General features: G+C 59.3%; 22 protein-coding genes, 1 tRNA gene and 1 pseudogene. 13 read left to right on the top strand and 11 right to left on the bottom strand.

Annotation, left to right across the window (positions count from 1 at the left end; translation table 11 throughout):
• The first annotated feature begins 71 nt into the window (after positions 1-71).
• The 3 genes from F4U95_RS20395 (at position 72) to F4U95_RS25195 (ending at position 599) form a co-directional block, all read left to right on the top strand.
• Positions 72-148, top strand: a tRNA-Met gene (locus tag F4U95_RS20395).
• Between the two features lie 46 nt (positions 149-194).
• Positions 195-365, top strand: coding sequence for a hypothetical protein (locus F4U95_RS25200; protein ID WP_232016530.1), 171 nt, complete (start codon positions 195-197; stop codon positions 363-365).
• A gap of 3 nt (positions 366-368) precedes the next feature.
• A complete protein-coding gene (locus tag F4U95_RS25195) occupies positions 369-599 on the top strand; it encodes a hypothetical protein (RefSeq protein WP_232016531.1) in 231 nt (76 codons plus the stop codon).
• A 147-nt stretch (positions 600-746) separates the two neighbouring features.
• Here the strand turns inward: F4U95_RS25195 and F4U95_RS25190 are convergent.
• From F4U95_RS25190 to F4U95_RS20360, 8 genes and pseudogenes are all read right to left on the bottom strand, one after another.
• Positions 747-1,799: pseudogene (locus F4U95_RS25190) on the bottom strand (recombinase family protein); the annotation flags it as partial.
• Positions 1,800-2,361: 562 nt separating this feature from the next.
• Positions 2,362-5,007, bottom strand: a complete 2,646-nt coding sequence (locus F4U95_RS20385) for a GAP1-N1 domain-containing protein (RefSeq protein ID WP_145986279.1) — start codon at positions 5,005-5,007, stop codon at positions 2,362-2,364.
• A gap of 7 nt (positions 5,008-5,014) precedes the next feature.
• The gene (locus F4U95_RS20380) at positions 5,015-6,079 is read right to left on the bottom strand and encodes a TRAFAC clade GTPase domain-containing protein (protein WP_120252681.1); all 1,065 of its coding nucleotides are present in this window, start codon (positions 6,077-6,079) and stop codon (positions 5,015-5,017) included.
• Positions 6,076-7,137, bottom strand: a complete 1,062-nt coding sequence (locus F4U95_RS20375; RefSeq protein ID WP_120252682.1) for a TRAFAC clade GTPase domain-containing protein — start codon at positions 7,135-7,137, stop codon at positions 6,076-6,078. Before F4U95_RS20375 ends, F4U95_RS20380 begins: the two co-directional genes overlap by 4 nt.
• Positions 7,137-8,165, bottom strand: a complete 1,029-nt coding sequence (locus F4U95_RS20370) for a GTPase-associated system all-helical protein GASH (RefSeq protein WP_120252683.1) — start codon at positions 8,163-8,165, stop codon at positions 7,137-7,139. The genes F4U95_RS20375 and F4U95_RS20370 overlap by 1 nt, the downstream gene beginning before the upstream one ends.
• Positions 8,162-9,586, bottom strand: a complete 1,425-nt coding sequence (locus F4U95_RS20365; protein WP_161600420.1) for a metallophosphoesterase — start codon at positions 9,584-9,586, stop codon at positions 8,162-8,164. The genes F4U95_RS20370 and F4U95_RS20365 overlap by 4 nt, the downstream gene beginning before the upstream one ends.
• A 427-nt stretch (positions 9,587-10,013) precedes the next feature.
• Positions 10,014-10,166 carry a hypothetical protein gene (locus tag F4U95_RS24645; RefSeq protein WP_161600419.1) on the bottom strand — a complete coding sequence of 51 codons (153 nt, stop codon included), beginning with the start codon at positions 10,164-10,166 and terminating at the stop codon, positions 10,014-10,016.
• 385 nt (positions 10,167-10,551) lie between these two features.
• Entirely contained in the window at positions 10,552-11,613 is a 1,062-nt protein-coding gene (locus F4U95_RS20360) for an IS110 family RNA-guided transposase (RefSeq protein ID WP_120252685.1), read from the bottom strand.
• Positions 11,614-11,847: 234 nt separating this feature from the next.
• Here F4U95_RS20360 and F4U95_RS20350 point away from each other — a divergent pair, with 234 nt between their 5' ends.
• The 4 genes from F4U95_RS20350 (at position 11,848) to F4U95_RS20335 (ending at position 16,048) form a co-directional block, all read left to right on the top strand.
• Positions 11,848-12,753, top strand: a complete 906-nt coding sequence (locus F4U95_RS20350) for a tyrosine-type recombinase/integrase (protein WP_120252686.1) — start codon at positions 11,848-11,850, stop codon at positions 12,751-12,753.
• A gap of 4 nt (positions 12,754-12,757) precedes the next feature.
• Complete coding sequence (locus F4U95_RS20345; protein ID WP_120252687.1) at positions 12,758-13,951, top strand: IS91 family transposase; 1,194 nt, start codon at positions 12,758-12,760, stop codon at positions 13,949-13,951.
• Positions 13,952-14,714: 763 nt separating this feature from the next.
• Positions 14,715-14,996 (top strand): hypothetical protein, encoded by a 282-nt coding sequence (locus F4U95_RS20340; RefSeq protein ID WP_232016536.1) that lies wholly within the window; start codon positions 14,715-14,717, stop codon positions 14,994-14,996.
• The gene (locus F4U95_RS20335; protein ID WP_120252688.1) at positions 14,993-16,048 is read left to right on the top strand and encodes a hypothetical protein; all 1,056 of its coding nucleotides are present in this window, start codon (positions 14,993-14,995) and stop codon (positions 16,046-16,048) included. Before F4U95_RS20340 ends, F4U95_RS20335 begins: the two co-directional genes overlap by 4 nt.
• 348 nt (positions 16,049-16,396) lie before the next feature.
• Here the strand turns inward: F4U95_RS20335 and F4U95_RS20330 are convergent, their stop codons facing one another.
• Genes F4U95_RS20330 through F4U95_RS20320 form a run of 3 tightly spaced genes read right to left on the bottom strand, consistent with a single transcriptional unit; the run spans position 16,397 to position 19,136 of the window.
• The gene (locus F4U95_RS20330) at positions 16,397-18,247 is read right to left on the bottom strand and encodes a tyrosine-protein kinase family protein (protein ID WP_120252689.1); all 1,851 of its coding nucleotides are present in this window, start codon (positions 18,245-18,247) and stop codon (positions 16,397-16,399) included.
• A complete protein-coding gene (locus tag F4U95_RS20325; RefSeq protein WP_120252690.1) occupies positions 18,247-18,789 on the bottom strand; it encodes a type II TA system antitoxin MqsA family protein in 543 nt (180 codons plus the stop codon). The genes F4U95_RS20330 and F4U95_RS20325 overlap by 1 nt, the downstream gene beginning before the upstream one ends.
• Positions 18,786-19,136, bottom strand: a complete 351-nt coding sequence (locus F4U95_RS20320; protein WP_150426799.1) for a hypothetical protein — start codon at positions 19,134-19,136, stop codon at positions 18,786-18,788. The genes F4U95_RS20325 and F4U95_RS20320 overlap by 4 nt, the downstream gene beginning before the upstream one ends.
• Positions 19,137-19,267: 131 nt before the next feature.
• On the opposite strand from F4U95_RS20320, the gene F4U95_RS20315 reads away from it, so the two are divergent.
• From F4U95_RS20315 to F4U95_RS20290, 6 genes are read left to right on the top strand one after another with little or no spacing between them, the layout of a single operon-like run.
• Positions 19,268-20,212: a CBASS oligonucleotide cyclase gene (locus tag F4U95_RS20315; protein WP_120253492.1), complete on the top strand. Its 945-nt coding sequence runs from the start codon at positions 19,268-19,270 to the stop codon at positions 20,210-20,212.
• A gap of 2 nt (positions 20,213-20,214) precedes the next feature.
• The gene (locus F4U95_RS20310; RefSeq protein WP_120252692.1) at positions 20,215-20,712 is read left to right on the top strand and encodes an HORMA-1 domain-containing protein; all 498 of its coding nucleotides are present in this window, start codon (positions 20,215-20,217) and stop codon (positions 20,710-20,712) included.
• Positions 20,709-21,605, top strand: coding sequence for an AAA family ATPase (locus F4U95_RS20305; RefSeq protein ID WP_120252693.1), 897 nt, complete (start codon positions 20,709-20,711; stop codon positions 21,603-21,605). The genes F4U95_RS20310 and F4U95_RS20305 overlap by 4 nt, the downstream gene beginning before the upstream one ends.
• Positions 21,605-22,768, top strand: a complete 1,164-nt coding sequence (locus tag F4U95_RS20300) for a hypothetical protein (RefSeq protein ID WP_120252694.1) — start codon at positions 21,605-21,607, stop codon at positions 22,766-22,768. Before F4U95_RS20305 ends, F4U95_RS20300 begins: the two co-directional genes overlap by 1 nt.
• Positions 22,765-23,298, top strand: coding sequence for a 3'-5' exonuclease (locus F4U95_RS20295; RefSeq protein ID WP_120252695.1), 534 nt, complete (start codon positions 22,765-22,767; stop codon positions 23,296-23,298). Before F4U95_RS20300 ends, F4U95_RS20295 begins: the two co-directional genes overlap by 4 nt.
• Before the next feature lie 37 nt (positions 23,299-23,335).
• Positions 23,336-24,079 carry a hypothetical protein gene (locus F4U95_RS20290; RefSeq protein ID WP_145986282.1) on the top strand — a complete coding sequence of 248 codons (744 nt, stop codon included), beginning with the start codon at positions 23,336-23,338 and terminating at the stop codon, positions 24,077-24,079.
• Positions 24,080-24,476 lie beyond the last annotated feature (397 nt).

Here is a 24,476-nt window from a genome sequence, read left to right as displayed (position 1 = left end):
GGATACAAAAACCCATTCATAAGTCTTGTAAAAGGGCGGCGTCGAAAGACCCGCCCTTTTCCCATTGGTGACGCGGGATGGAGCAGCCCGGTAGCTCGTCAGGCTCATAACCTGAAGGTCGTAGGTTCAAATCCTACTCCCGCAACCACCGATACCGACATTCCACAAAGCCCCGACGCCAAAGCGCCGGGGCTTTGTGCGTTCTCGGCCAATCGACGCTGTTCGATCCACTCCAGGATCCTGCCAAACTCGCCGTAGAGCATGGCGTTGACCTCACCGCGCTTCGCGCCGGGCGTAAGCTCGATCCGCTCGATCAGCGCCCGCAACGCATCGGCGGCTTCCTGGCGCTCTTCCGGCTGCGATAGTGCGTGAGTCAGTCGCTCGACTTTGCGCCGATAAATCTCAGAGATGTTGGGGTGGATGTCCGGCACGTCAGCCGGGGCCGCAGCGAGCCGGGCGCGGATCGCATCCTCCTGCGCTTCCAGCTCCAGCAGATGATCGACAAGCGTGCGTGTGCCTTTGCCTTCTTCCGCCAGCTTGACGACCCCCTTGATCGATTTGAGGACTTTCTGCAGGTCGGTTCGATCAGCACTTTCTGACGCACGGCGCTGATGGTTGATGCGGTTGCTCTCCTCGACAAAGGTCCGAATGGCCTCTGCTGCGATATCGGGGGTCATCATGCGATCGCGCAGGCCATCAAGGACGCGCGCTTCCAGCTTGTCGCGCGTGATGCTATGCCCGTTCGAGCAGCTTTTCGTATCAACATGGTTCGAACAGGCAAACCGCCCCTGCCCGCGAAGGGAATAAGGACCGCCGCAGCAGCCGCAGTAGACCAGGCCGGAAAGGAGACTTTTGGGGCGATGCGTGCGATTAAGAGCTGTATGTGCGGAGCGGGTTGCCTCGATGACATCGGCATATTGGATCGCGATATTCTCCTGCCTTGCCTTCACAGCCTGCCAGAGTTCTTCATCCACGATCCGCAGGTCAGGAACCTCGGTCACAATCCATTCGGATTTGGGATTGATACGAGAGACGCGCTTGCCAGTTTGCGGGTTCTTCAAATAGCGCAGCCGGTTCCAGACGAGTTTGCCGATATAAAGCTCATTGTTGAGGAGGCCCGTGCCGCGCTTGACGTGGCCGCGGATCGTGGTCGATGTCCACAGCTTGCCCGTTGGGGCTGAAATCCGGGAGTCATTCAGACGGCAGGCGATTGCGTGGGGGCTGAGCCCGTTGGCGAACTGTCGGAAAACCTGGCGAATGACTTCAGCTTCGGCGGCATTGATACTCCGCTCGCCGTGGACCGGTTCGCCTTCGCTGGAGAAGCGCCGCACGACGTCATAGCCAAAGCAAAGCCCGCCCCCGGATTTGCCCTTCTCGACGCGGCCGCGCAGACCGCGATGGGTCTTCTTCGCAAGATCCTTGAGGAACAGCGCGTTCATCGTGCCCTTGAGGCCGACGTGCAATTCGGAAACTTCGCCCTCGGCCAGGGTGACGATCTTCACGCCGGCGAACTGGAGATTCTTGTAGAGCGTGGCGACGTCGGCCTGGTCGCGTGACACCCGATCCAACGCCTCGGCCAGCAGAATGTCGAAGCGCCCCATCTGCGCATCGTGCAAAAGTGACTGGATGCCTGGACGGAGTATGACGCTTGCGCCGGAGATCGCGGCATCTTTATAATTGGCGACAATCCGCCAGCCTTCGCGCGCCGCCTGCTCACGGCATATCAAAAACTGATCGTTGATCGATGCAGGGCTCTGCTTATCGTCGGAATAGCGGGCATAAAGCGCTACGCGGGGCATTCGGAATCTCCAGAGATGAGCTTTGGGGTTAGTCTACAGATTTGACCATGCTTGCCAATCTGAGGAAGATATCAAAATTGCAGCGCGCTTTTATGCTGTCGCTGGAATTGCGCCCGGCACTGAACAGGGGATCTGCCATGCCGGAATCGATAAGCTAGCAGCGAGCTGCCGATGGCCTTCGTTCGCTTCTCGTCACAAAATACTCGTTTCTCGGGTGAAGTCTGTCTCCTGCCAATCCGGCGGGAGTCGACCAAATCTCGCCCTTTCTGCGCAGCGATATGAATGTCCGGTCATGCCGCAATCCGCCGTTCAGGTTGCGCAAACCGGCCGGTCAGCTATTTGCTCCATTCTCGGCTGTTGAGCTTATCGAGAGATCATCCGAAGAGCTATCGCTCGGTTATGTGGATTGCAGGCGACCGCCGCTGCCGGATGAGTACGATGAAGCCTAGCTGGCTGCTACTAAACGGTGGCGCATCGAAACATCGACGAATCGTAGTACGGCGTGAAAGCCGAAGCCTCCATCTCAGCGCTGGAAGTGTCACCGCTCGATCCGGGCACCAACCTAGACGTCGAACGGAAGTTTCCCACGGAGGCTACTGTCGGACCTGATTTGCTTGATCGCTCTCCACACCTGCTTTTTCGCCGGCTCGGGAATGGACGTGATGTCGTTGCTCACCGACGTGAGGAAGGACATGCCTCCATCCCTCTTGGCAATAGTTCGGAGGATGCGTTCCGCATCTCCCGCCCTTGCGGCGGCAAACGCCACATCTCGGGGCCGCCATCGGGAATGCAAGGCGGCCTGCGCCAGCCCCCTGCGAGCTATCTTGCAGCGATCCCAATCGAGAAACATAAAAACGAATGACAGGAATTCCGGCAGGCTCTCTTGCTGAAGCTCCCGATAGACAGGTGGGAAGACGGCCACCAGCAGCGCGGAAGCAGAAGGCCCGTGCTGCTCCATGACATAGGGCAGAAGGCGGGCCGAAGCACGAACGTAGCCCCTTTTGTTGACGGAAGCGGAATCCCAAAGCATTCGCGAAGCAGCCTCCGCAGCCTGGTATGTGATGTCCAAGGTGCGGCGAGCCATCACCATGTCCGTCAGCGCCTCGAGTTCGTTGATGAAACGCTTCCGGGTGACAGGAGCAGCGGCATCAAATAGCACGAGATTTCGGCTCACGATGGGCGTGGCCAGATCGGCGGCAATCCCCACTCGGATTGCACGCTGAGCATCCACCTCCGTGCCCGTCCTATCGATCAGGGTGGCGAGCTGCTTGTCATATGATGGGTCTGAACCCTGAACGAGCGCTTCATACAGACACTTGGCTGCGAGGACGCTGCCCCGCCGACCGGCCAGGTCCGGGAGGATTTCGATCACGAGCGGCAGGAGATCGCCGGCAGGCATGGGCACGGATTCGGCGATGCGGGCCAGCAGTTCGGTGGAACGCGCATCCGAACGGATGACGGCCGTGACACGCCGCAGGTGACCGGCTCGGCCGAAGATGCTCTGCAACTCATCCCGCGACGCTTCTTGGAGTGTGTCGATCAGCAGGGTCGCACGACGTGGGTCCGCATCCTTGAATGTGTCGAGGATCCAATCGACGTCAGTTGGCGTCGGCTGGATCAGATCCTTCAGCATCGTGTAGACGATGTCAGAGTTTTTGGCCCGGACGACTACATCGAGAATGTCGCGCGAGGCGCCGACCCTGCGTGCCACCTGCACGATTACGCCGTTGAGCATTGGCTGCTGAAGCCCATTCGCCTGGAGAAGATGCTCGACTTCGGAGACGACCTGCTGTGCGGTTGGTTCGGAGAGACAATCGCTCAGCAGATCCACATGTTTATCGACCACGAGGTGGGGCAGCATTCGCCGATGCGCCTGCGACCGCTCATCTGCCGATGCATCGGCCATACTATGCAGCAGAGGCTGCTCGATGCCGGATTCCACGCCAAGCGTCATGGGTATGAGTTCCGGCGCCGCCAGCACGGTCCTCAGAAGATTCCGTCCGGCGAGCTCCGCCAGCATGTGCGCGACCGGCTCGAACGGTACCGCATCGGAGAGACCCTGTGCGATGCCGCTCAGAAGGAAGTCGCCTCCTTCCTCCTCAAGCAACGAGGGGATCGCGACGACTGCATCGCGTGGATGCTGGGCAGCGAAGGAGGCCGTGAGCGACCGGATCGACCGGGCCAATGACAGTCGCCAGCGGGTATTGCCCAACTTGGAGATCAGCACCTGCAGGAATCGCCAGGCTTCGGCGGGCGGGAAATTCGCGACCGCCGCCTGTGCCGCGCGCGCGAATGCCGGTGTCAGTCCAGCGACGAGATCCGCCCGCCTTGAGGATCGCGTGTTGGCGATATCAAGTAGGCCGAGTGCCGCATGGGGCTCGACATCGACCTTGCGGGAAAGCTCCTCCCACAGCATCGAAAGGCGCAGGGACTGAACGCTTCCCTCCTCGTCGCCGGCCATCTCTCCAAACACATCAAGTTCGGACAGTGAAGGATGGGGTGCTCGGAATACCGCTTCCACGATCCTTGACGCCCACGGATGGCGTGCAGAGCCCGACCTGCTGCCGTCGATGCGCCGCCCCTTCCAATCGGAAAAGTTAGGACGGGCATCGATCGGCGCGAAGACGAGATCGAAGCTCTTCTTCGCTATGGTTCGAGGCGAATTGCAGAAGGTCGAGATGGTGTAGCGGCGCCTCATCGAAGGCCAAATGGCCGTGAGGATACGCAGTGCTATGAGGTCGGGAGAACTGGCACCGAAGACTGCCACCGCCGAGGAATCCTCAAGAAAGAGCGCTTCCAGCAGTTCGATGCCGGCGCCGTCCACCGGAGGAAGCGGACGGCCTTTCGGCGCTTCGACCGACAACCTTTTGCAGGGAGCAGTCGGCCCGACGTCGGTGACCACCGCTGACAGGGTCCACGGGTCCACGTCGGACATCCACTCCACCATGGGAATGATGAGCGACCGCGTCCGGACACATCCGGCGCGCGGAGCCTCCCGATCCTGCCAGGTCCTGGCGAGCACGTAATGCGTTCCGCTCGGCAAGGGGTAGCAGGTCAGATAAGGCGCGAACTTCTCTCCCGGCGCGAGCGGGCCCGCCAGATCCGACAGGCGGTCAACCAGATCCTGATCTCGCGGAGGCAGCCGGATGGTGCCGGACAGAAGTTCATGTCCTTGCCGATATCCGTGAAGTTGCTGCTCGATGATCACTGCCGCCTCAGTTGCCGAGGGCCCAGGCGAGTGGCAGCGTGACATCTCCATCCTCGACCATCACGCCCTCGCGCATGACCGCAGTATAGCCGACATCAGCGAGATCGCGTCCCTTCAACGATTCCCTGAAGGCCTTGTTCGGTGTTCCTCGAAGGTTCCCGCCGACGATGGACATGCCGAACACGTCTATGTCGAGTCGGCCGGGCGTCCTTATCCTTCCCGCGAACATGGGGAACTGGTCCTCGAGATACTTCATGGGGCCGGCCTTCTTCGCCTTCAGATCGAGCATATCCCATGCGGTTATGACAATCGCCACCCGCGGCTTCCCGCCATCGGCACGGTCGGACAGCAGCAGGGAGAGATAGCGGACGAGTTCGCAGAAGCCCACCTGCGCAGGCAGGACATCGCGCTTTTGCGCCACATCCGGCAGATCGTCTCCCCCATCAGCTTCAACTGAGGACGCAGCATCGGGCAGGTTGACGACGATCGTCTCGACTTCGTCGGTCCCGGCCACCTCGCCCCCCACGGGTGGAGTAGGGCTCGCGATCGGTTCGCCGTCCTCATCCTCGTCATCGCCGTAGTCGTCGTCGTCCTCGTCGAGATCGTCATCGTCCTCCTCTTCGTGCCCTTGGAGGAGGTCGCGCGCAGTGACCCAGTTCATGGGCTGATGGTTGAACTTGGAGTGTGCGCCGATGAACAAGATGGCCGACGAGGATGCCTGAAGGGCGTCCATCCAATCCTGCGGCAATTCATAGGACTTGATCGCCCTGGACCAGAGCTCGCCGGTGATGTCAGGCACGGTCAGATCGCGGGGTGGCCCGGCGCCTTCATCCCCACGCACGGTGATGGTGAAGTCGCGTCTTCCGCTCTCCTCCATGTTCTTATCGCTTCTAGGGGCGAATTTGCGTTCCTGAAGATGGGCGACCGCCTGGTTCACATACTCGATGTTCCCGGGCAGTTGGGGCGCGCGCAGCCTGCCCTTCTTGGCCGCGAAGGCCAACCACAGCCGGGCGATGTAGTTTGTCTTTCCAGAGGCCGGTCCGCCCACCAGGATTATGGAACCCTTGTTCATGCGTCCCTCCGGTATGAAGCGAGCTTGCGATCGTCAGCGCTGCGGTCGGTGACCGGCCAGAAGTCGGGCGGTGGCGGCCCAGCCGTCAACGTCCTACTGAAAAGGTCCGCCACACCATGCCCTGGCTCCATGTCCTCATCCCACGAGAATGAGGCTATCGGGGCCAGATCGACCTCGAAGCCGAAACTCCTGCCGCATTCGCGCAGGGTGTCGGCCTCCGCCTGCGGAAACGCGATCTTGTCCTGCCACGTCGGCACGATCATCAGTCGCGGGCGGCTGCCATCCAGCAAGTCGGCCAGCCGTTCGATCAGCAGCTTCGCCCTGTATCGAGCACGCGTGACGCGGGCGGCATTCGCAAACTGCCGGCCATCCACCATCATCCAGATGACGCTCGACGACTTCAGGAATTCTAACCGGTCGGCGTCGTTGCGGTCGATCAGCGCGCGCGACCATTCCCCCGGAAGGTCGGGAAGTAGCATGTCGAATATGCGATCATCGGCATCGCGACGGAGCCTAAGGTGAAGAAAGCCCGCCTCCCGATCGTTCGATAGGGTGGTGTGGACAGTGATCTGCTCCGGCGGATTGCCCTTCTGCCATATCCGGCTGGCGCGCGAGATCTCCTCGAACGCGCGAAGCGTGTCGCTGTCGGCATAGGAGAAGCCTTCGAAGACGCCGTTTGAAAGGAGAAGGTATGCGCTGACCAGCGCGGCGGTCTTGCCCGCGCCAGCGAGACCTACGATCCCGACCAGACACGCCGGCCTGTTCTCCATGATGGCGTTAACCTGGGCGATGCCCAATGTGCGGCTCGCAGGCAGACTGCGCATTCCGTCGTCGGGCGCGGTGAGCACCGGCATTCCGACGACTCCAGATCCCCGTGCGGCGTCCGCCACGGGGGTTTCTTCCTCGGCTTCCTCAGTGCCGGGTTCGTCCTCGGCGACATCGTCATCATCGTCGCCGTCGATGAGGGGTCGATTCTCGCAATCCTCAGGCGGATTGCCAAGGACGCAAGTGTTGGTGGCACTGAAGGTGCAACTGGAGTTCTGACACGGGCCGCGCATCACGCGGCTCCGGCCTGACGGCCTTCCATCGCTATGATGGACGCTTCGAGCAGTGCCCTGGAGCCCCAATCCCTCGCATCGAGTTCGATCTCGCAGGCGCTCGCGGCATCACCCGATGCCAGAGTGGCGATCAACGGGAAGACGGCAGGAAGGGTGACAGGCCATGTGCCCTCATGATGCTTCCCCAGCGCCGTCCGCTCCGCTGCAAGCGCCGTTAGGAGAGCCGCCAAGGAAACGACATCGGTCGACTCGACTGTCCTCAGGACGGCGTGCCGGAATCCGTCGGCTGGCAGCCGCCGCAGGAGCGTGGCACCTTCCAGCCCCGACGCGATGGCGCGGCAGAGGGGCGTCACTCCAGTGAGCGGGCCACCGAGCAGTTCGCTGTACTCGCTCAGAACCCACCAGAGGAAGTCCAGCTCCTCGCGATCGAGATCCTGATTCTCTTTCAGCGCCTTGATGACCGGAGCCGTGGCTTTCTTGTAAGCGGCATTAGCGCGCGAGCCGCCGGCATCGTTCTCGGCTATGGTGAGCGTCCCGACATCCGGGACATCCTGGCGCAGCCGGGCGGCCTTCGCGACAGCGTGCACGCGCGACCTGCAGGCCTCGAGCACGTCTTTGCGTAGCGCTTCCATATTGGCATGCTCGAGCTGATTCTGGAACGTGAGCGCAGACCAGAGCGAGGCAGCCAGCGCATCTATCGCGGTCCAGCCGTCGCCGCTCCTGACCGGTTCCTGAACCAATGCAAGCGCGGCGACCGCCAGGCAGATCACCGCCTGCTGTTCGCTGCCCTTCAGGACGAATGCGGCGCTCCGGTCACTGATCGCCTTCTCTGCCTTGGGCGCGAGAAGCTCGCTCAACTCTGCACCACCGAAGCCCTGGGCAATGGTGGAGGCCGCCTCGACGGCCTGCCTGGTGGTCAGTTTCGACAGATCCGACTTCAGGGCGTCCACGGCACCATTTCGTGCCTGAACGTCATCGTTGGTCGGCTCGGCCCATATGATCGAAGCGTATTTGGCCATCTTGCTCATGCGGTCTCCCCATTGCCTTCATTCTCCGCCGCAACGAGCATCCGCTCGATCTCTCCGGCCTTGCCCTGTTTGACTGCCCTGCGGAACAGCCGCCTTTCCGTCTCGTGATCCATTCGTCCCCTGGCGTTGCGAATGATGCCGAAGGCGACAAACGCTTCCCGCCGTTCAGCGTCATTCAGCACCTGGAAGAACCTGATCTGCAGATCCCGTGTGTCTTGCGTGGGTTCAGGTTCCGCAACGATGGGATCGATGGGTTCGACTGGTTCGATCTCCTGATCGTCGACAATGTTGTCCTCCGCTGCGACAGGTAATCCGTCGCCTTCAGCAGCGTGCTGCTCGGCGTCCGCGTCATGACAGGGAGACGAGGGCTCCTCCACCAGTTCAGCCGTGGCAAGATCCGCATCGACGAGCGCCGCTCCGGCAGTGGGCGACTTCCTGAAGTTCGGGGAGGCGAGGATCTGCCGTTCGTTATGCCCCTCCATGAAATCGTCATCGCGCTTGAAGCGCGCCATCCCCTCGTCCCAGGTGCGAGGGTTGATGGTTACGGCCAAGGCGTCCTGCGCTTCATCCCACTCGAACGCCAAGATGTTGTATTTGTAAGTGAATGCATCGCCGACTTCGTCCGGAGCCGTTGCACCTGCGGCGAGCATCATGAGGTCGCGACCCTCCTCGACCTTTTGGACATCTAGGTTTGGAAAATGCTCATGGCCTGATATGAAAACACGGGCGCGTCCGCGCAGAAAGCCACGAGCCTTCTCGGAATCCTGGAACCAGCTCAGGGGGTGGTGCGACAGGACTACGAGTTCAACTCCATCCTCCTCCGCGTAGATGCGCTGCCGGGCACCGAATATCAGCTTGCCCTTGTCGTCCTTCTTGGAACAGGCGATCGCGGAGTTGAGGCGGACAAAACGGATCGCCCGACCCTTGGCGAGATCGAGTTTCGCGCTCTTCGACACACCACCATTCAGATCGAGGTCGGACCTGTAGTCCAGAGCGAACCCCTTGTAGGCGTCGAACCTCCTATAAAGCGTCTTGCAATCCTCAGGGTGGTCGAGATGGCGATCAAGCCAGTATTCCCCGCCCGCATGGAACGCGAACAGGACCGTCTCCAACGTGTTGGTGATCACGTCCCGGTCAATGTCGTGGTTGCCCGGGACCATCTGGACGTCGGTCCTCTCGCAGCCGATCGCATCGGTCAGCTGCGCAAGCCACTGCCCAGCCGAGGCATACTGATCTTCCTGGGCAGAATAGGCGATGTCTCCGGTGACTATGACGCCCGCGGTCTTGCCACCGAGCTTCTTCACCTCAGCTCCGGCGTCCACAATCAGGCAACGCTTCGCCTCGTCGTTCGACGCAGAACTCCCGCCATCCTTCTCCTGGCCGAAGTGAATATCGGACACGTGAACGAAAATCGCCTTCAAAACTGCCCCCCGACGTAGTTGACGCTGCAAAATTCGCACATCCTCTGGGATCATAGGTTCGACGCCGCCTTCGCGCTAGTGTCGGTGGACCAACAACTTCATGATCCAACCCTCAAGTTTGGGATTGTAGATGGATGTCACTGGTAGCCTAATTTTCATGAGCAGGCCGATGGATAACCTGTAAGCCGACTCTGGTCAGAACGGCTCCTCCCACAGCCGATCCCAAGGTACCCTCCATTCGACCGGCGCGGCGTCAAACCTCAACAGGGCCGTGCAGACATTCGTCGGCGGCGGGACCTCCATGCTTGGATAGCCAGCGCCCTGCAAAGATCGGATGGTCGACGGCCCGATCAAGCATCGCGCCCAAAAGCTTGTTCCTTTGCGCATCGGCCAACGCCCGCGGCGGAGAGAGGACGCAGCCCCTCCTCTAGGTGATGATCGCGATAGAGCCGATGGTGAACACCATTTCGGCCGTATTGCGAACCATCCCCAGCACGATCTGGTCAATCACCGCGAACCGCTCGCCTGTCATCTGGTTGATCACCGTCATACTCTTGCGATCTTCGCGCCGGCTCGCCATCAACCGAGCGGCATCATGCCGCTCGGTTGATGGCGAGCCGGCTGACCAAAGTTGCGATGAAGCGGTCCAGCACCGGACCCGATGCAGTCACGGCGGCCGATCTCAGCGTTGCGGGTCGCTCAAGGCAACTCGCGACCGAATCCTAGGCGAATAGTGGTTGCCTTGCGGAATGACGGGTCCCGGCATAAGCCGTCGCTCCATAGCTTGGTCAGGAAAGGCGGCAAAGTTGTCTAATTGATTGTGGCATTTCTCTTCCATTTTCCCGTTCGCCAATGGTGGTCTTGGAGGTCATCGGACAGCTGAGGCAGCTTTTCGTCCGAGCGTTCATGATCGCGGCCGAGCGGAATAGGTGGACGTCTCTATGTCCCAAACGAGGTTTGACCCCCTACTTTCCTGACGAGATCGTCCTGGGCATGGCTAATCGGGAAGAGAACGCCGGGCTCAGGCCCAGCGGAACTCCGTCTCGTTCAGCCAAAGCGAATGGAGTCTTGCGCGCGACCGCCGTTCTGGCACGCTTGGCGCCTTTGGCTTCGGCCATTTTCCTGCCCCAAGCCTGAAGGGCGAATGGCCTCTTCACTTGTGACAGCGCGACGTTGGCGGCTTCATAGAGCGCCTTGCGCAACATGGGGTCGCCAGCCTTCGAGATGTGCCCGCTAGTGTCGCGTTCTCCTGATTGGCTACGTCGGGGTACGAGCCCTGCATAGGCGCCGACATCGTCGCTTCTCGCAAAACGGTGCGGATCCTCAATGGTCGAGGTGTAGGTGAGCGCAGTGATCGGTCCAACGCCAGGAACGCTCATCAGCCGAGTGCAAACCTCATCCGCCTTTGCCCGGTCAGTGAGCAGGCTATTGGATGCGCGCAGCTGTTCCTCAACCGCTTCCATGGATGCAATGAGTGGGGCGAACAGCGCCTTCAGGTCAGGGCGCTGGGCATAGAAGGCAGTCAGGCGTTCGGCACGCCGGCCAGGTGTTCTGGCTGTGCCCATACGAAGGCCGAAGAGCTTTAAAAGTCCACGCAGTTGGTTGGCCATGGATGTCCGCGCGGTGATGAGCAGGGCGCGGATGCGCAGCGCGGCCCTGTCGATATGCGTGGCGGACGCCTTCATATGGACACGCTTGAGCCAGCCGGTGCGCGCCAGCTGAGCAAGTCCTTCTGCGTCGTGGACATCGCTCTTGTTCACACGTGCAGAGAGGACGCCCTTGGCGTGCCGCGCACATATACACTCGACCGCGACACCACGTTCGGCCAGTCCATGGTAGAGGAAGGTCGATAGCGTTCCGGTTTCCAGCACAACGCGTACGAGGTCCGGCCAATGCCGGGTGAGCCACTTGGCCAAAACATCGGGATCGCTCGCGACAACATCGCGCCGCAAAACCTTACCATCGGCCTCGACCACGCAGATATGCGTCGTCTTGTCACTCACGTCTAATCCTGCATAAATCGACATCGGTCACCCTCCTGCATTGAAGCGCCAAGGCGACTTCGTACCATGCACGAGGGTGGTTACATCAATTACGCGGTGTCCCAGAACCCGGCTGCCGAGCCCAGCAAAAACGACCCATGCACGAACCCGCTGCGCGGGAGGGTCGCGTGGGGCGTCGTAGTGCTGTAAATAAGGGCCTTTGGCGGGGCGAGGTCGCCGTCTGAGGTTGGAAGTTCCTTCAACGAAGAGGAACTTGCCATGACTGTCTCGATCAATACTGCTCCGATCAGCCCACTGCGTCAGCGGATGCAGCACGACATGATGATGCGAGGTCTTGGGGCCCATACACAGAAGGATTATATCCGCCATGTGAAGCGTCTGGCCGCCTTTCTGGGCCGCCCGCCCGATACGGCAACGGAAGAGGATCTGCGCAGCTTTCAGTTAATGCAGCATGAGAGCGGCGTCAGGCCGAGCACGATCAACGGCGCGGTGTCGGCGCTGCGCTTCCTGTTCACGACCACGCTCAAGCGGCGGGATCTGTCAGGCGCACTGGTGATCACCCGTAACGTGCCCCGACTACCGCAAGTGCTGAGCGTCGAAGAAGCCGCGCAGTTGCTCCAGGCCGCCGCGAGTATCAAGTATAAGGCGGCGTTGGGCGTGGCCTACGGCGCGGGCCTGCGTGTGTCGGAGGTTGCCCACCTCAAGGTCGACGATATCGACAGCCAGCGTATGCTGATCCGTATCGAACAGGGCAAGGGCGGCAAGGACCGTAATGCCATGCTTTCGCCGCAACTGCTCGAACTGCTGCGGATGTGGTGGCGCGAGGGCAGGAAGCACGGTGTCCTGATCCCGCATGGCTGGCTGTTCCCAGGCCAGAATATCACTGATCCAATATCGACGCGGCAACTGCACCGGGCCGTTCAGGAGGCTGCCGAAGTGGCGGGAATCCGCAAACGCGTCAGCCCACACACCCTGCGTCACTCCTTCGCAACGCATCTCCTGGAACAGAATGTCGATATCCGCGTGATCCAGGTCCTGCTTGGCCACAGCAAACTCGAGACGACGGCTCTCTATACCAAGGTCTCCACCCGAACGATCCACGCCGTATCGGGCCCGCTCGACAAGCTGATGGCGTTGATGGAGGGGAAGGTGCCCGCCGGTTGAGGCGGTGCGCCCCAACATTGAGGTCGCCGACATCTTCCGGTCCGCCGGGCCTGCTTACCGGATAGCACATGCCGGTCATCTCAGCCTGCACCAGCTCAGGGTGATGTCCGCGGTTGAACATTGCCGCACCGCTGCTCTGGGCGGCCATGTCGAGGCCTGCGAGGACTGCGGGCATTGGCGGATCGCCTATAACAGCTGTCGGAACCGACACTGCCCCAAGTGCCAGGGCGCAGCCGCGCGCACCTGGCTGGCCGAGCGTGAGGCCGACCTGCTGCCGGTCGGCTACTTTCATGTCGTGTTCACGCTTCCGGCCCAGATCGCCAACATCGCATGGCAGAACAAGATGCTGGTCTATGATCTGCTGTTCCGGGCAGCGTCAGAGACGATGATGACCATTGCCGCCGATCCCAGGCATCTGGGTGCCCGGATCGGCATCACGGCGGTGCTCCATACATGGGGATCAGCCATGACCCACCATCCCCATGTCCACATGATCGTGCCAGGCGGGGGCATCGCGCACGACGGGACGCGCTGGATATCCTCGCGTCCCGCCTTCCTCCTGCCGGTACGTGTTCTGGGCAAGCTTTTCCGCCGCCTCTTCCTTACCCGGCTCATCGCCCTTCATGATGCAGGGCAACTCAACTTCTTTGGAGCCATGAGCAATCTGGCTGACCGCCGGACCTTCCTGCGGCACCTGGCACCGGTGCGGCAAAAGCGCTGGGTTGTGTACGCAAAACCACCCTTTGCTGGTCCCGAGGCAGTGCTCGCCTATCTGTCGCGCTATACCCACCGGGTAGCCATCTCGAACCGGCGGTTGATCAGCTTCGACCAGGACGGCGTCACGCTCCGCTACAAGGATTATCGACACGACGGCGCTGAACGCCACCAGATCATGACCCTGACCGCCAACGAGTTTATCCGCCGCTTCCTGCTGCATGTCCTGCCGCGTGGCTTCCATCGCATCCGACACTACGGCCTGCTCGCCAGCGCAGCGCGCAGGGACAATCTCGCGCTCGCCCGCAGACTGCTGGCCGTTCCGTCTGAGCCGGAGGTGCCGACGCCTGATGCTCCGCTCGACACCTGCTCACCATGTCCGTGTTGTGGCGGGCGGATGGTCGTCATCGAGACTTTCGCACGCTGGTGTCAGCCACGAGCACCGCCACCGTTGCTCCTCCCGATCCGGGAGTTCGCGTCATGACCCGGCATGATCAACCTGCAACAATGGCCCTGCGCCCCGCGCTGTGGCCAGGGACAAGGCTTGTGCCTGCCATCGGCTATCCCGACTTCGGACCCTGGCAGCGTCACGGCAAAACCCGCCGACATATACCTAAAGCACCCCAACGCCGGCTGCGCTGCCAGCGTCGCGCGTCAATCGACGCCTCCGCTCCACTCGACAAAACCAGCCCAAAGCTTAAATCCCCATAGGTCATCCTGCTGGGCCCGCGGGTTCCTGCATGGGAGGCTTTCGTACGCAAGCGTCCGAAACCCTTCACCTGCCAAGACGTTCAGCAGCAATTTTTAGTTTCCCAGCTGCAGACCGTCCGCTTTTGCGGCGCGACGCACTTTCCGTTGGGCCGTTTCGCTCCGTCTCATCGCGATCGACCGGACGATCGGCGATCTGCAAACCCGACGACCGCTATCGTCTGCAGACTGCCTCGACGCAGAACCATATCGTGGAAGAATTTGGCTTTGACGGCATGACGTTGCGCACGGATACATAGGGAACCCGAAAGGTAATTTGGCGGCAACGGGTGCGCCGCACGCTTGGGCTAATTAAGCCGATCTGAACAATCATAGCTCGATAGCCGTCCGCCTGACGTGATCAGCCGCGCAGCTTCGACGTGGCGACATGCTTCGGTTTCCATCACGTCACCTCTACCCACTGTCGATAAGTCTGCGTGACTCGCGAGCATGTCTGCGCCATCTTGGCGGGGCGGAAACGGACCACAGGAGCGAGTGGTGTGATCAAGGGTTTAAACGAGCTGTCGCGGAAAATGAAAGAGCTTGAGAAAGCGATTGCGGCGTTGGACGGCGAGATCGGTACTGTAAACTTCGATCCGAACGACCCGCAAAGCATCGAGGTCGCTATCCAGAAAATGGAGGAAGCGGTCGATGAGCGTGTCGGCGACTACAGCCGTAATGACATGATCGAAGGCATCGTCAGTGAGGTCAAGGAGAGGTATCGACAAGCCATCCTAGAACGTGCTTCCGAAGCTCGGAGCAAGCAGGAAGACGAAGAATGACTGTAAAGTCTGCTCTGCGGGATCTGAACAACGCGGTCCTCGACCTGCAGTCCGCTGATTATAACACATACGAGCGACCACTTGAGCGACTAGCTCAGACCCTTAATGGGTCCGATCTTGCCGCCATTACGAGTGATCTTCGCGCAGCTGCTGACTTCGACGCATTCTTAGAGCGGGCGAACCAAGGCGGCAGCATGATGGGCAGTGCACGCTTGAACTGGCCCGCAAGCCGTAAGGAAGAGCTGGGCCTAGTCATACATATAATCGAGCGTGGCGCCGCAGCCCCTGACTGGTTCTTGAATTTCTCTCACACCTACTATTACAGCGGTAGCAAATTTGTAGCAAACATTCGAAAGATAACGGCGGCGGTCATCATTCCTTTTAACCGAGACTTCGCTGTATATGTGGAAGAGCACGCACATGGCGAGCCGTTTCAGGATGCAAAATCGGACATGGCAACTGAAGAGGACAAAAAGGATCTTCTCCAAGCATTGTTTCAGCTAGGACAGGGTGGGAAGCGACCATCTATCCAGGATGCTGCCATTAAGTATTTCCCAGAATGGAATCGCGATCGCCTCACCAACGTTGCAGAGGCCCTTTTTGAAGAAGGTTCGGTGCTTAATCCGACAGGCGCGATGCTTTACGTCGATCTTTCATCTAGCGCCAGGAAGCGAGCAGAGCAAAGTTCTCGAGAACCATCTGGCGTAATCTACAATATTGGAGAGATGCACAACTCGCCTCTTCAGCATATTTCATCCGGTGGCAATGGGATACAGACGACGACCTATTCGTCGGATGACCTTCGTTCGATCGTCGCGCTCTACCGGCAACATGTAGATGAGCTTGGGCTTGATGACGCGCAGCGACGGAAAGCCGACGCGCAGGTAGCGACCATCGAAGCACAGCTGATGGACGAGCCGGACCCGTCTATCATTAAGTCCGCAGGCAAATCTCTAAAGACAATCGTCGAAGGCGCGATCGGAGGCGCTGCGGGCACGGCGATAGCTGCAGCGCCAGTGTGGGCACCCCTTATTTCCATTTTCGGTGGATAACCATCAGCGCCACAGGCACATGCTTACCTTAGAAATTGTCACCGCAAGACGACTTTGCCGTCAACGTCGCCAACAAAAAAGGCTGGCGTTACCGCCAGCCGTTTTTGATTGATCGAGACTGAGAATGTTATTCATCCCATTCCGGTTTGTAGACCATCTCAACTCTCCCCATCAAAGCAGCCTCAAAAATAGGAGGCCAAGGTTAATAAATTGCTGACGTGGTGGCGATCCATGCCGTGGCAGAGCATAGATACACACTATCCAGACCCAAGCAACGCCTGATTGACCGATGGTGTTCCGCATACGACCGGTCAACGCCTCGCTCAGAAGGGATTCGGTGATGAGGGCTCAGTTCAGTAACCGCCGAACCTCGCCGAAAAATTTCGGTTCAAGCGTCTTATCAGCCGCCAGGACATCGCTCATCTCGTTGAGATCCGTCATCATCTCCTCGCCGAACACGTTCAGATACAGCCAGCAGTCGAACACCATCTCGCCTGGGCTTTGGGAGGCCACACTGAGTGCATCCTGAAGCGCCTGTCGGGCTGCATCCTTGTCGCCCACAACGCTGTGCGCAAGCGCGAGACATTGCCGAACATTGCTGTCTTCTGCCGGCAAGCCTTTGAGCGACAACGCCTGCTCAATCACTTTGGCGAAAATATCCGAATTCGGTGCGCCGGTTTCGCCCCAATCGGCGATGCCGTAGTTGAACAGATCCTGCAGCGTTATGTTCGGCGACAGTTCCGTCGGATCAATCGCGATCAGTTCCTTTGCGCGCGCAAAGTTACCTGAGCCGATGTGACAAAGAATGGCATGGTTGAGGGCATAACGTCGCATACGGGGGGTGAGCAGCGTCGAATCGATGCTGCGTTCAAATCTGCGCGCCATGGCTGGCAGCGCCTCACGGATGCTCATGATATAATTTGACAGCGCCACAACCGTGGCGAAATCTTCATCCGGTCGATCCAGCACAACCTCAAACTGTGGCTTCCATCCGCGAATTCCATTCAGCAGCTGCAACGCCGGCCCCACCTCGAACACCGTCGCGGTCTGCGTCTGCAGAAGGACGGTCAAGTCCTCTATAGCGGTGTCCGGCTGATTGGCCGCAAGATAGCAATAGGCCCGAGCCAGACGCGATCGGTCTACCGAGAAGCCTCGCTCAATCGCGACGTTTAAAGCCTCGATCTCACCTGCACTATCTCCGACGTCACTCAATACCCGTGCTGCCAGAAAGGCGATTTCGCCATCATTTGGATGGAAGGAGCGAATATCCCTGGTCTGCTCAAGAAGCTTGTCCCGTACCTTGGTCCGATTTTGCTGGCGCGCAGCCTCGTAGACATCGGGCATGCCCTGCAAGGATACGATCGCACCTTCGCGATCCTCGAAGTTGAGCGACACGATCGCCTGCCGGAGCGTTTCATATTCTTTCGAAAGGCGCGAGTTTGGGCGCGACTGAACAAAGGCAGTCTGCGTCAGAACATCCAGACTGCTGTAATGATGTACGATTGTGATCGGGTCCTCCTTATAGAGGCGCTCGCTCGCTGAGTTAAGCGCCTCTGTGAGAATGCCCTTTTCATCATCAAGATCGGGGACATTCGAGGCGCAGAAATGGAGCGCAATGTCCTTCTTGCGGGCTTTATTCTCCTCGATGATGCTGTCCACGATCGGCCCTAGGCCACCGATATTCTGCGTGGTGGGCAGAAACATGATGACGACAGCATCGGGCAGCTGCCGCGTGCAGATGCCCCCCACATCGGTATGCCCCGTCCTGCTGTCGATCAGGACGTAGTCAAAGTCGAGCGACTCCCACTGACGCTTAAGATCTTCGAACATCAGATAGCCTTCCTGATGTTCGTATAGATCCTGCCAATCGATCGAATTGAGCGCCACTGTATACCCTGCATCGGTATGCCGGCCTGCCGGCATGATCCAGATCGGCGCGCCATCCACGTCACATTGCGAAATGAACTGCTGCGCGTCAGGGGCGATGCCCGTCTCGCGATAGCTGGTGATGTAATCGACAACTCCGCTGCCGCAGCCTGAACTTTCGAAAACCTTGTAGCTAGGGAGGCTCGGTGCCTCGAGATCAAAATCGACAACCAGGACACGCTTGCCAAGCCGTGCCTCGGCGACGGCGATATTCACCAACGCCATGGTGCGACCCACGCCTCCTTTATAGGAATAGAAGGTCACGACGAACATCAGGCAGCCTCCAGTTCGCGCTGCGAATGCATGGAACTATAGTCCTGACGCAGACGCCACCTGCGAGCTGCTTCACATGCCTCCGGCTTTGGCGGGAAGTGGAACCGAAAGCCCGATCGTATGGGAAACTCCTGCGGCCCACCACCCAGTGCGCGCAGTTTTGCGTCGAGCGAGGCATTCTGGATGTGGGAGCCAGCCTCCCAGCGCTTGATCGATGCGATACCAATATGGGTGAGTTCGGCCAGCTTCGCCTGACTGACGCCAAGGCGCGTGCGCAACGCACGAATTTCGACAGGCGCCAATCGACCCAAGTGATGGCAAACCGCCTCATGCTGGGCCTCCTCGGCACCAGGGGCTGTATAAGCCTCTTCACAGGCTTGGCAGCTGATCACTGGTATGTTCGCGTGCAGCAGCACCTCGTGCTGGCCATCACGATAGGCGAATTCCTGTTCTTGTATCGACAGAATGCCGGTGGCTTCACCGCAGATCGCGCACTCTACCATCGCAGCATGCTCTGCCTCGTGACTGCTGATACTGCTCATAACTGGTCCTCGTTCACACTGATATGGAAGCTGCGGCCGATCACTTGCCCGCTCCCGAGCTGCAGCTTGATATAGATTTTTTCGCCGCCAAAGCCTTCGACGATCATGACATAGCCTGTCTTCCCAGCCGGCTTGGCCAGGCTGATAGTCTCCATCTCAGCGCCACCCTCGATCATGTCGGCGACAAAATGCCAGGCCGAGTCTGCGGTGAAGGTATCACCTGAGTCCGGGCAACGAACCTCATAAGGAGCCCAATGCGTCGGACGCGACGGATTGAAGACCGCCGTTCGGGTGCGGCTTGATCGAGCAAGCGCGCAGAGCTGCCTTTTAACATCATCTGACACCATTAGCTCGACCGCTTTCCCTTTTGAAGTCATCCTCGTTGACGGTCATGGGATCATATGATACCAGTCGCTCGCATAGTCAAATCAAATGTGCGCTGCCCTCGATGGCGCGCCGCCATCATCAGGACCGAGCCATGCCTCTCAACAATGCTCAGATACGCTACTTCGATAGCAATATACTTCGGCTTACCGCAGAGAGCCGCAAGCAATATCATGCTCAGGTGGATCGCCTGGTAGAGGATCTTCGCGCCAATATCCGCGATCAAACGGAGTTGAAGGTCACTCGAGTTTTCAAAGCAGGGTCTTTCGCCAAGTTCACCATTCTCCAGAAAACCTCTATTGACCCGGTGGACGTTGACGTCATCTTCTACATCGCCGGACAGAGCATCGACGCATCATCGCTTGCTGGTCTCAGCGACAAAATCTTTGAGCTGCTGGTCAAGCAATATCCTAACAAGTCTGTTGCCGACTTCGAACTGCAGCGCAAGGCGGCGACAGTGAAATTCGTTCGCAGCGGTCTCAGTGTCGACATCGTCCCTGTGATCGAAATCGCTGGACGGCCTGGCTTCGGCTGGCAGTTCGACATTCACGATGGCTCGAGAGTTCTTACCAACCCGCCGGGCCAGATCCAGTTCGTACGCGATCGCAAGACACAGGATGGGGACTTTCGAACGCTTGTGCGCATGGCCAAGAAGTGGCGGAATTTTGCTGAGCTCAAGCCCCTTAAGTCCTTCGCCATCGAACTGATCATGGCCCATGTCGTCGCGATTAACGGGTCGGGGGGATCGATCGAACACCGCTTTCGCAACTTCCTGCTCTACATCGCGCAGTCCGGCCTCAAGGAGAAAATTCAGTTCCCCGAGAACGAAGCGCCATTCGGCAGCTTCTCCGATCCGGTCGTCGTGCTCGATCCGGTCTACAGCCTTAACAATGTGACCAGCCGCATTTCGGAAGCCGAGCGGGTCGAGATCGTCAAGGCGGCTGAAGATGCCTGGTACGCCGCTCAATTCGCTTCGGCCGAGAATGACAATGACCTCTGGAAAGATCTGTTCGGCAAGAAATTCCGGGTGGAGGACTGACTATGAGTTTGACGCTCACGCGCTCGCAAAGCGCGACCTACACCGATACGGATATCGAAAGCGTCATGCGCCGGGTGAAGGCGGATCTCATCATGATCGCAAATAGCACGGGCTGCTGGAGCGAGGATACCGCCCGACTTTATGCGCATGATATCGAACTGCTCGTCAAGCGCGGCCATCTAGCCTGGGTCGACGTTACATTGCTGAGCTACGGCGCCGAGCGGCAAGCTGTTCGCTTCACCCCCAGCAGCGAGGCCGGTGGCTGGACGTCGAGCCGGCCAGGTGCATTATGGCCCCGCGTGCCATCGCCGCGTTTGAGGATCATCTTGAGCCACACATCGAGTTATACGGCAGAAGCTGAAGCCAGCTTGAGCAAGCTTTTCAAGGTCAAGTGGCACGCGACTTCAGAGGACACAAGCCATGCAGGCTTGGCCGCGGCTGGCGGCCGCGACTATGCAAGCTCGAGTTTTGGCATGAAGCGCAAGGATTGGGGTCAATGAGCGAGCCAAGCATCTTCGACAGCGAAATTGACCTGCCAAGCGCGCAGCTCGCAGCCCGCGAACCGCGCCTGCTGGGATTTGAAGCCCTCTATGCGCGCATCCATGCTCAGCTTCAGTTGCTGCTGCACGGCAGCGAGCTCGCCCGATGGAGCGAGCGCCATCATAAGAAGATATTGCCGATATGCGATCTGGTCACCGAGCAGTATCCGCTGGTACTCTTTCATGGCGACGTCGGTACCGGAAAGACCGCTATGGCTGAGACTATCGCGAACCGCTTGGTTACGGAGGCCCGGTCTGAAGACTCCGTCCTTTTCAAGCTGAGCAACAGGGTGCGCGGCTCCGGCATGGTCGGCGAGATGGGGTCGCTTCTTTCCGAAGCCTTTACGCAAGTGATCAAGGCAGCAGGAAAAGGGCGCCGGGCGATTCTCATTATCGACGAAGCAGATAGTCTCGCCGCCGCACGGTCCCAAGCGCATAGCCACCATGAGGACAAGGTCGCGGTCAACACCCTAATACAGGGAATCGATGATTTTCGGCAGTTTGGCGGCCGGATCGTCGTCATCCTATGCACCAATCGTCTTTCTGCAATCGATCCGGCGGTCCGGCGCCGTGCGGCAATCATTGAGACATTTCAGCGCCCCTCGGACGAGCAACGGGGAGAGCTTTTTCGTATGGACCTCGATGGACTGGGCTTGAGCAGCCAAGAGATTGCGGCACTGATCGCAGCCACAGGCCCGCGAAGCGGTAAACCCGGCTGGACATTCTCGGACATTCGCACACGCCTTTATCCTGCCGCGCTCGCCCGTGCCTATCCGGACGCGCCACTGTCTTTCGCACACTTGCATGAAGTCGCGAAGGCAATGGCAGCATCGCCCATAGTCGACGATATCTGATGGCACGCTCGCCTCTCTTTGGTCGCCGTGTACACATCAGCGGAAGCTTCGCCACTGATCCGATGATTGCGTCGGGTGAAGCGATTAGCGATGCGCGTGGGGTGCTTGCTCAATTTGTGCAGCAGTTGGTGCGACGTGGCGCCAATTTCGTGGTTCCGGTCGATGCGGAGCCGTGTCGGCCTGACGGGAACCCAATATGTTTCGACTGGGATATCTGGGAGGCGATGCACTCCAATCTGGCGGCAAGGCCCCTGAATGTGCCGGGACCGATGGTGATCGCGGTCAAACATCATAAAACGGAAGAGCAAATTCCACCCGATCGCGTCACACTGTGGGATGGGATGGCGCACACGGACCTAGTGCATATGGAAAGCGCCGCGCAGTGGAGCATGGCGGCGCGGCGCATGGATATCCAGTCGCGCTTTGGCGACATACTCATCACGCTAGGTGGCGATGAAGGCGTGCTTCATCTGGCGAACCGCTATCATGAAGCCGGCAAGCCAGTCATTCCTCTCGACCTCGCCGTAACTGGCAAGGATCGCGGGTCACGCAAGCTCTACACGCAGGCACAGCTCGACAACGAGGCGGCGCGCTTCTTCCGCGTCACCAACGGGGGCAGTGCGCATGGGTGGGTAAACCGCCTGCAAATGCCTGCCCGCCATTCTGTCGAACAACGGGTCGCCGTCCTTGTCGATCTGCTGGAAGCGCTCGAGCGTCCGCGCGCCTTCGCCGTTCGCCTGCTTAATCCGGGGCTGCCCGACTTCGCGGAAGTCGACTCCTATTTCGAAGCTGTCGTGCGGCCAGTCGTCGAGGATGAACTGGGTTATGAACTGACGGTCATCGACGATCAACATCGTCATGAGCATGCACGTATCGATGAGGAGATTTTTGTCCAGCTGGCTCGCGCCAGCCTTGTGGTCGCGGATCTCACGGGCGGGCGACCCAATTGCTTTTTGGAACTCGGCTTCGCCTTTGGTCGCTCAATACCGACATTGGTCTCCGCTCGCAAGGGCAGCCGATTGCCGTTTGACGTGAACACTATCTCGACGTTTCTGTGGTCTAGCGAAGGAACGATTCGGGATAGGCGTCGTCTCTTGAGAGAGCATTGGGACGCGGTTCGCAACCGACCGCCTCTCGTGCAGGCCAAGGCGCTTGTGCGATGAGCGATCCGATCTTCGTATCAGTGGATGTAGAGACCGCAGGCCCCTATCCTGGCGCCTTCAGCCTGCTCTCGATCGGCGCATGCAAAGTCGATCAGCCGGACATGCAATTCGAGGCCCTGCTGAAGCCGGTCGGAGACCGTTTTGATCCCGACGCGCTCCGGGTTACGGGTCTTTCAATGGAGACATTGCGCCACACCGGCCTGCCTCCCCAAAGTGCAATGGCGGGATTCGCCGACTGGCTCGCATCTCTCGGGCCTGCCGCTGCCGATCGCATTTTCGTTGGCCTCAATGCGCCGTTCGACTGGGCCTTTGTGAACCATTATTTCTGGGCCTATCATGGTTCGAACCCGTTCGGCTTTTCGGCTCTCGACATAAAAGCCTATTTCATGGGCGCGACGGGGTGCAGCTGGGCTGACGCACGTTCCAGCGTCATGGCAAAGCGCCTTAATCCCCGGTCTTCAGGTGACCATAACGCCCTGCACGACGCATGCTATCAGGCCGAATTGTTCCGATTGATGCGCACCCGATAATTGCCGGTTGAAACCTCTGTTCAAGAAGAGCGTCGCGATGAAGGTCATCATCAATCTTAGCCTCGCGGACTATGTCCGAACGGGTAATCGCAATACGGACCTTCTGCTTGAGGGGCATCATCCGCTCATGCCCCTTGTCACAGCCTACTATGAGTTTTTCGCAACATCTTTGTGGGCGGACGGCCAGCCCGTCCAGCAGGTTCCCATGTTCCTGTCCTCAAATGCATTCATGATCTGGACTAGCGGTGTCCGCATCGCGATGAGCGGCCATGAGGCCGCTGTGTATCCGCTGTTCCGGACAAGCTTGGAATCGGCTTGCTACGCGCTGCTCATCGCCAGGAAGCCGGAACTGGGAATGGTCTGGTCGAACCGCCACGACGGCGAGGATGAACGCAAGGCATCGCGCCGGGCCTTTAGCTCGGCGGTTGTCGATGCCGCCAAATACCTTGAAGACTGGCATAGCGGACTCGGCGCGATCATAAATTCGCTCTACGAGACGAGCATCGATCATGGCGCTCATCCTAACACACGCGGCGTCATGAACCATGTGCAGTCGACATCTCAAGATCCTGAAGAACTCCGTTTCGATCAGGGAAGCATCTATCCAGGCGATTCCATCCAGGTTTTCCGGGCACTGACGGCATCTATCGAATATGGGCGAGGCATTGCCTTCGTTCTGAGCCAATGCTTGCCCATTTTCTCTCAACGGATTGGAGAGGCTATACAGGCTCTCGAAACCCGCCGTGCGGAATTTTTCAGCTTGAATGGTCATGATAGATAGACGCTGGTTCGAGTTAATTGCCAGTCTGCGGCATTCGGTCGCGAGATAGGCCCGTCGAAATCGAATACGATGACGCGGATATCGAAGGAGCGATCGGGAATATCGTTTCCGTTGAAGTGGGCGGCGCTTGCACTCGTCGGATTCCCGACCGTTGCTCTACTCAAACATGAGACTGGGGCGCATCACCGGATGTCAGAGACGAGTGGCTAAAAACTTGAGGCCGTCTGCATGTTCGCGCCACTTTCGGTAAACGGTCATACCTCTCGACTGCTGCAGTCTTCAGGATGCCATTAGTCGAACCGCTTGTTACGACAATACAGTTATTAAACGTCCGCTTTTCGGTTAGAGCCGTCGTTCCCATCGGGCCGCGCCAACGGTCGTCATGTTTCAGCATTTG

Source organism: Sphingobium limneticum (genome assembly GCF_008710165.1).
Taxonomy (GTDB): domain Bacteria; phylum Pseudomonadota; class Alphaproteobacteria; order Sphingomonadales; family Sphingomonadaceae; genus Sphingobium; species Sphingobium limneticum.
The sequence above is the reverse complement of the archived record's forward strand: the minus strand, read 5'-3'. Positions and strand labels throughout refer to the sequence as shown.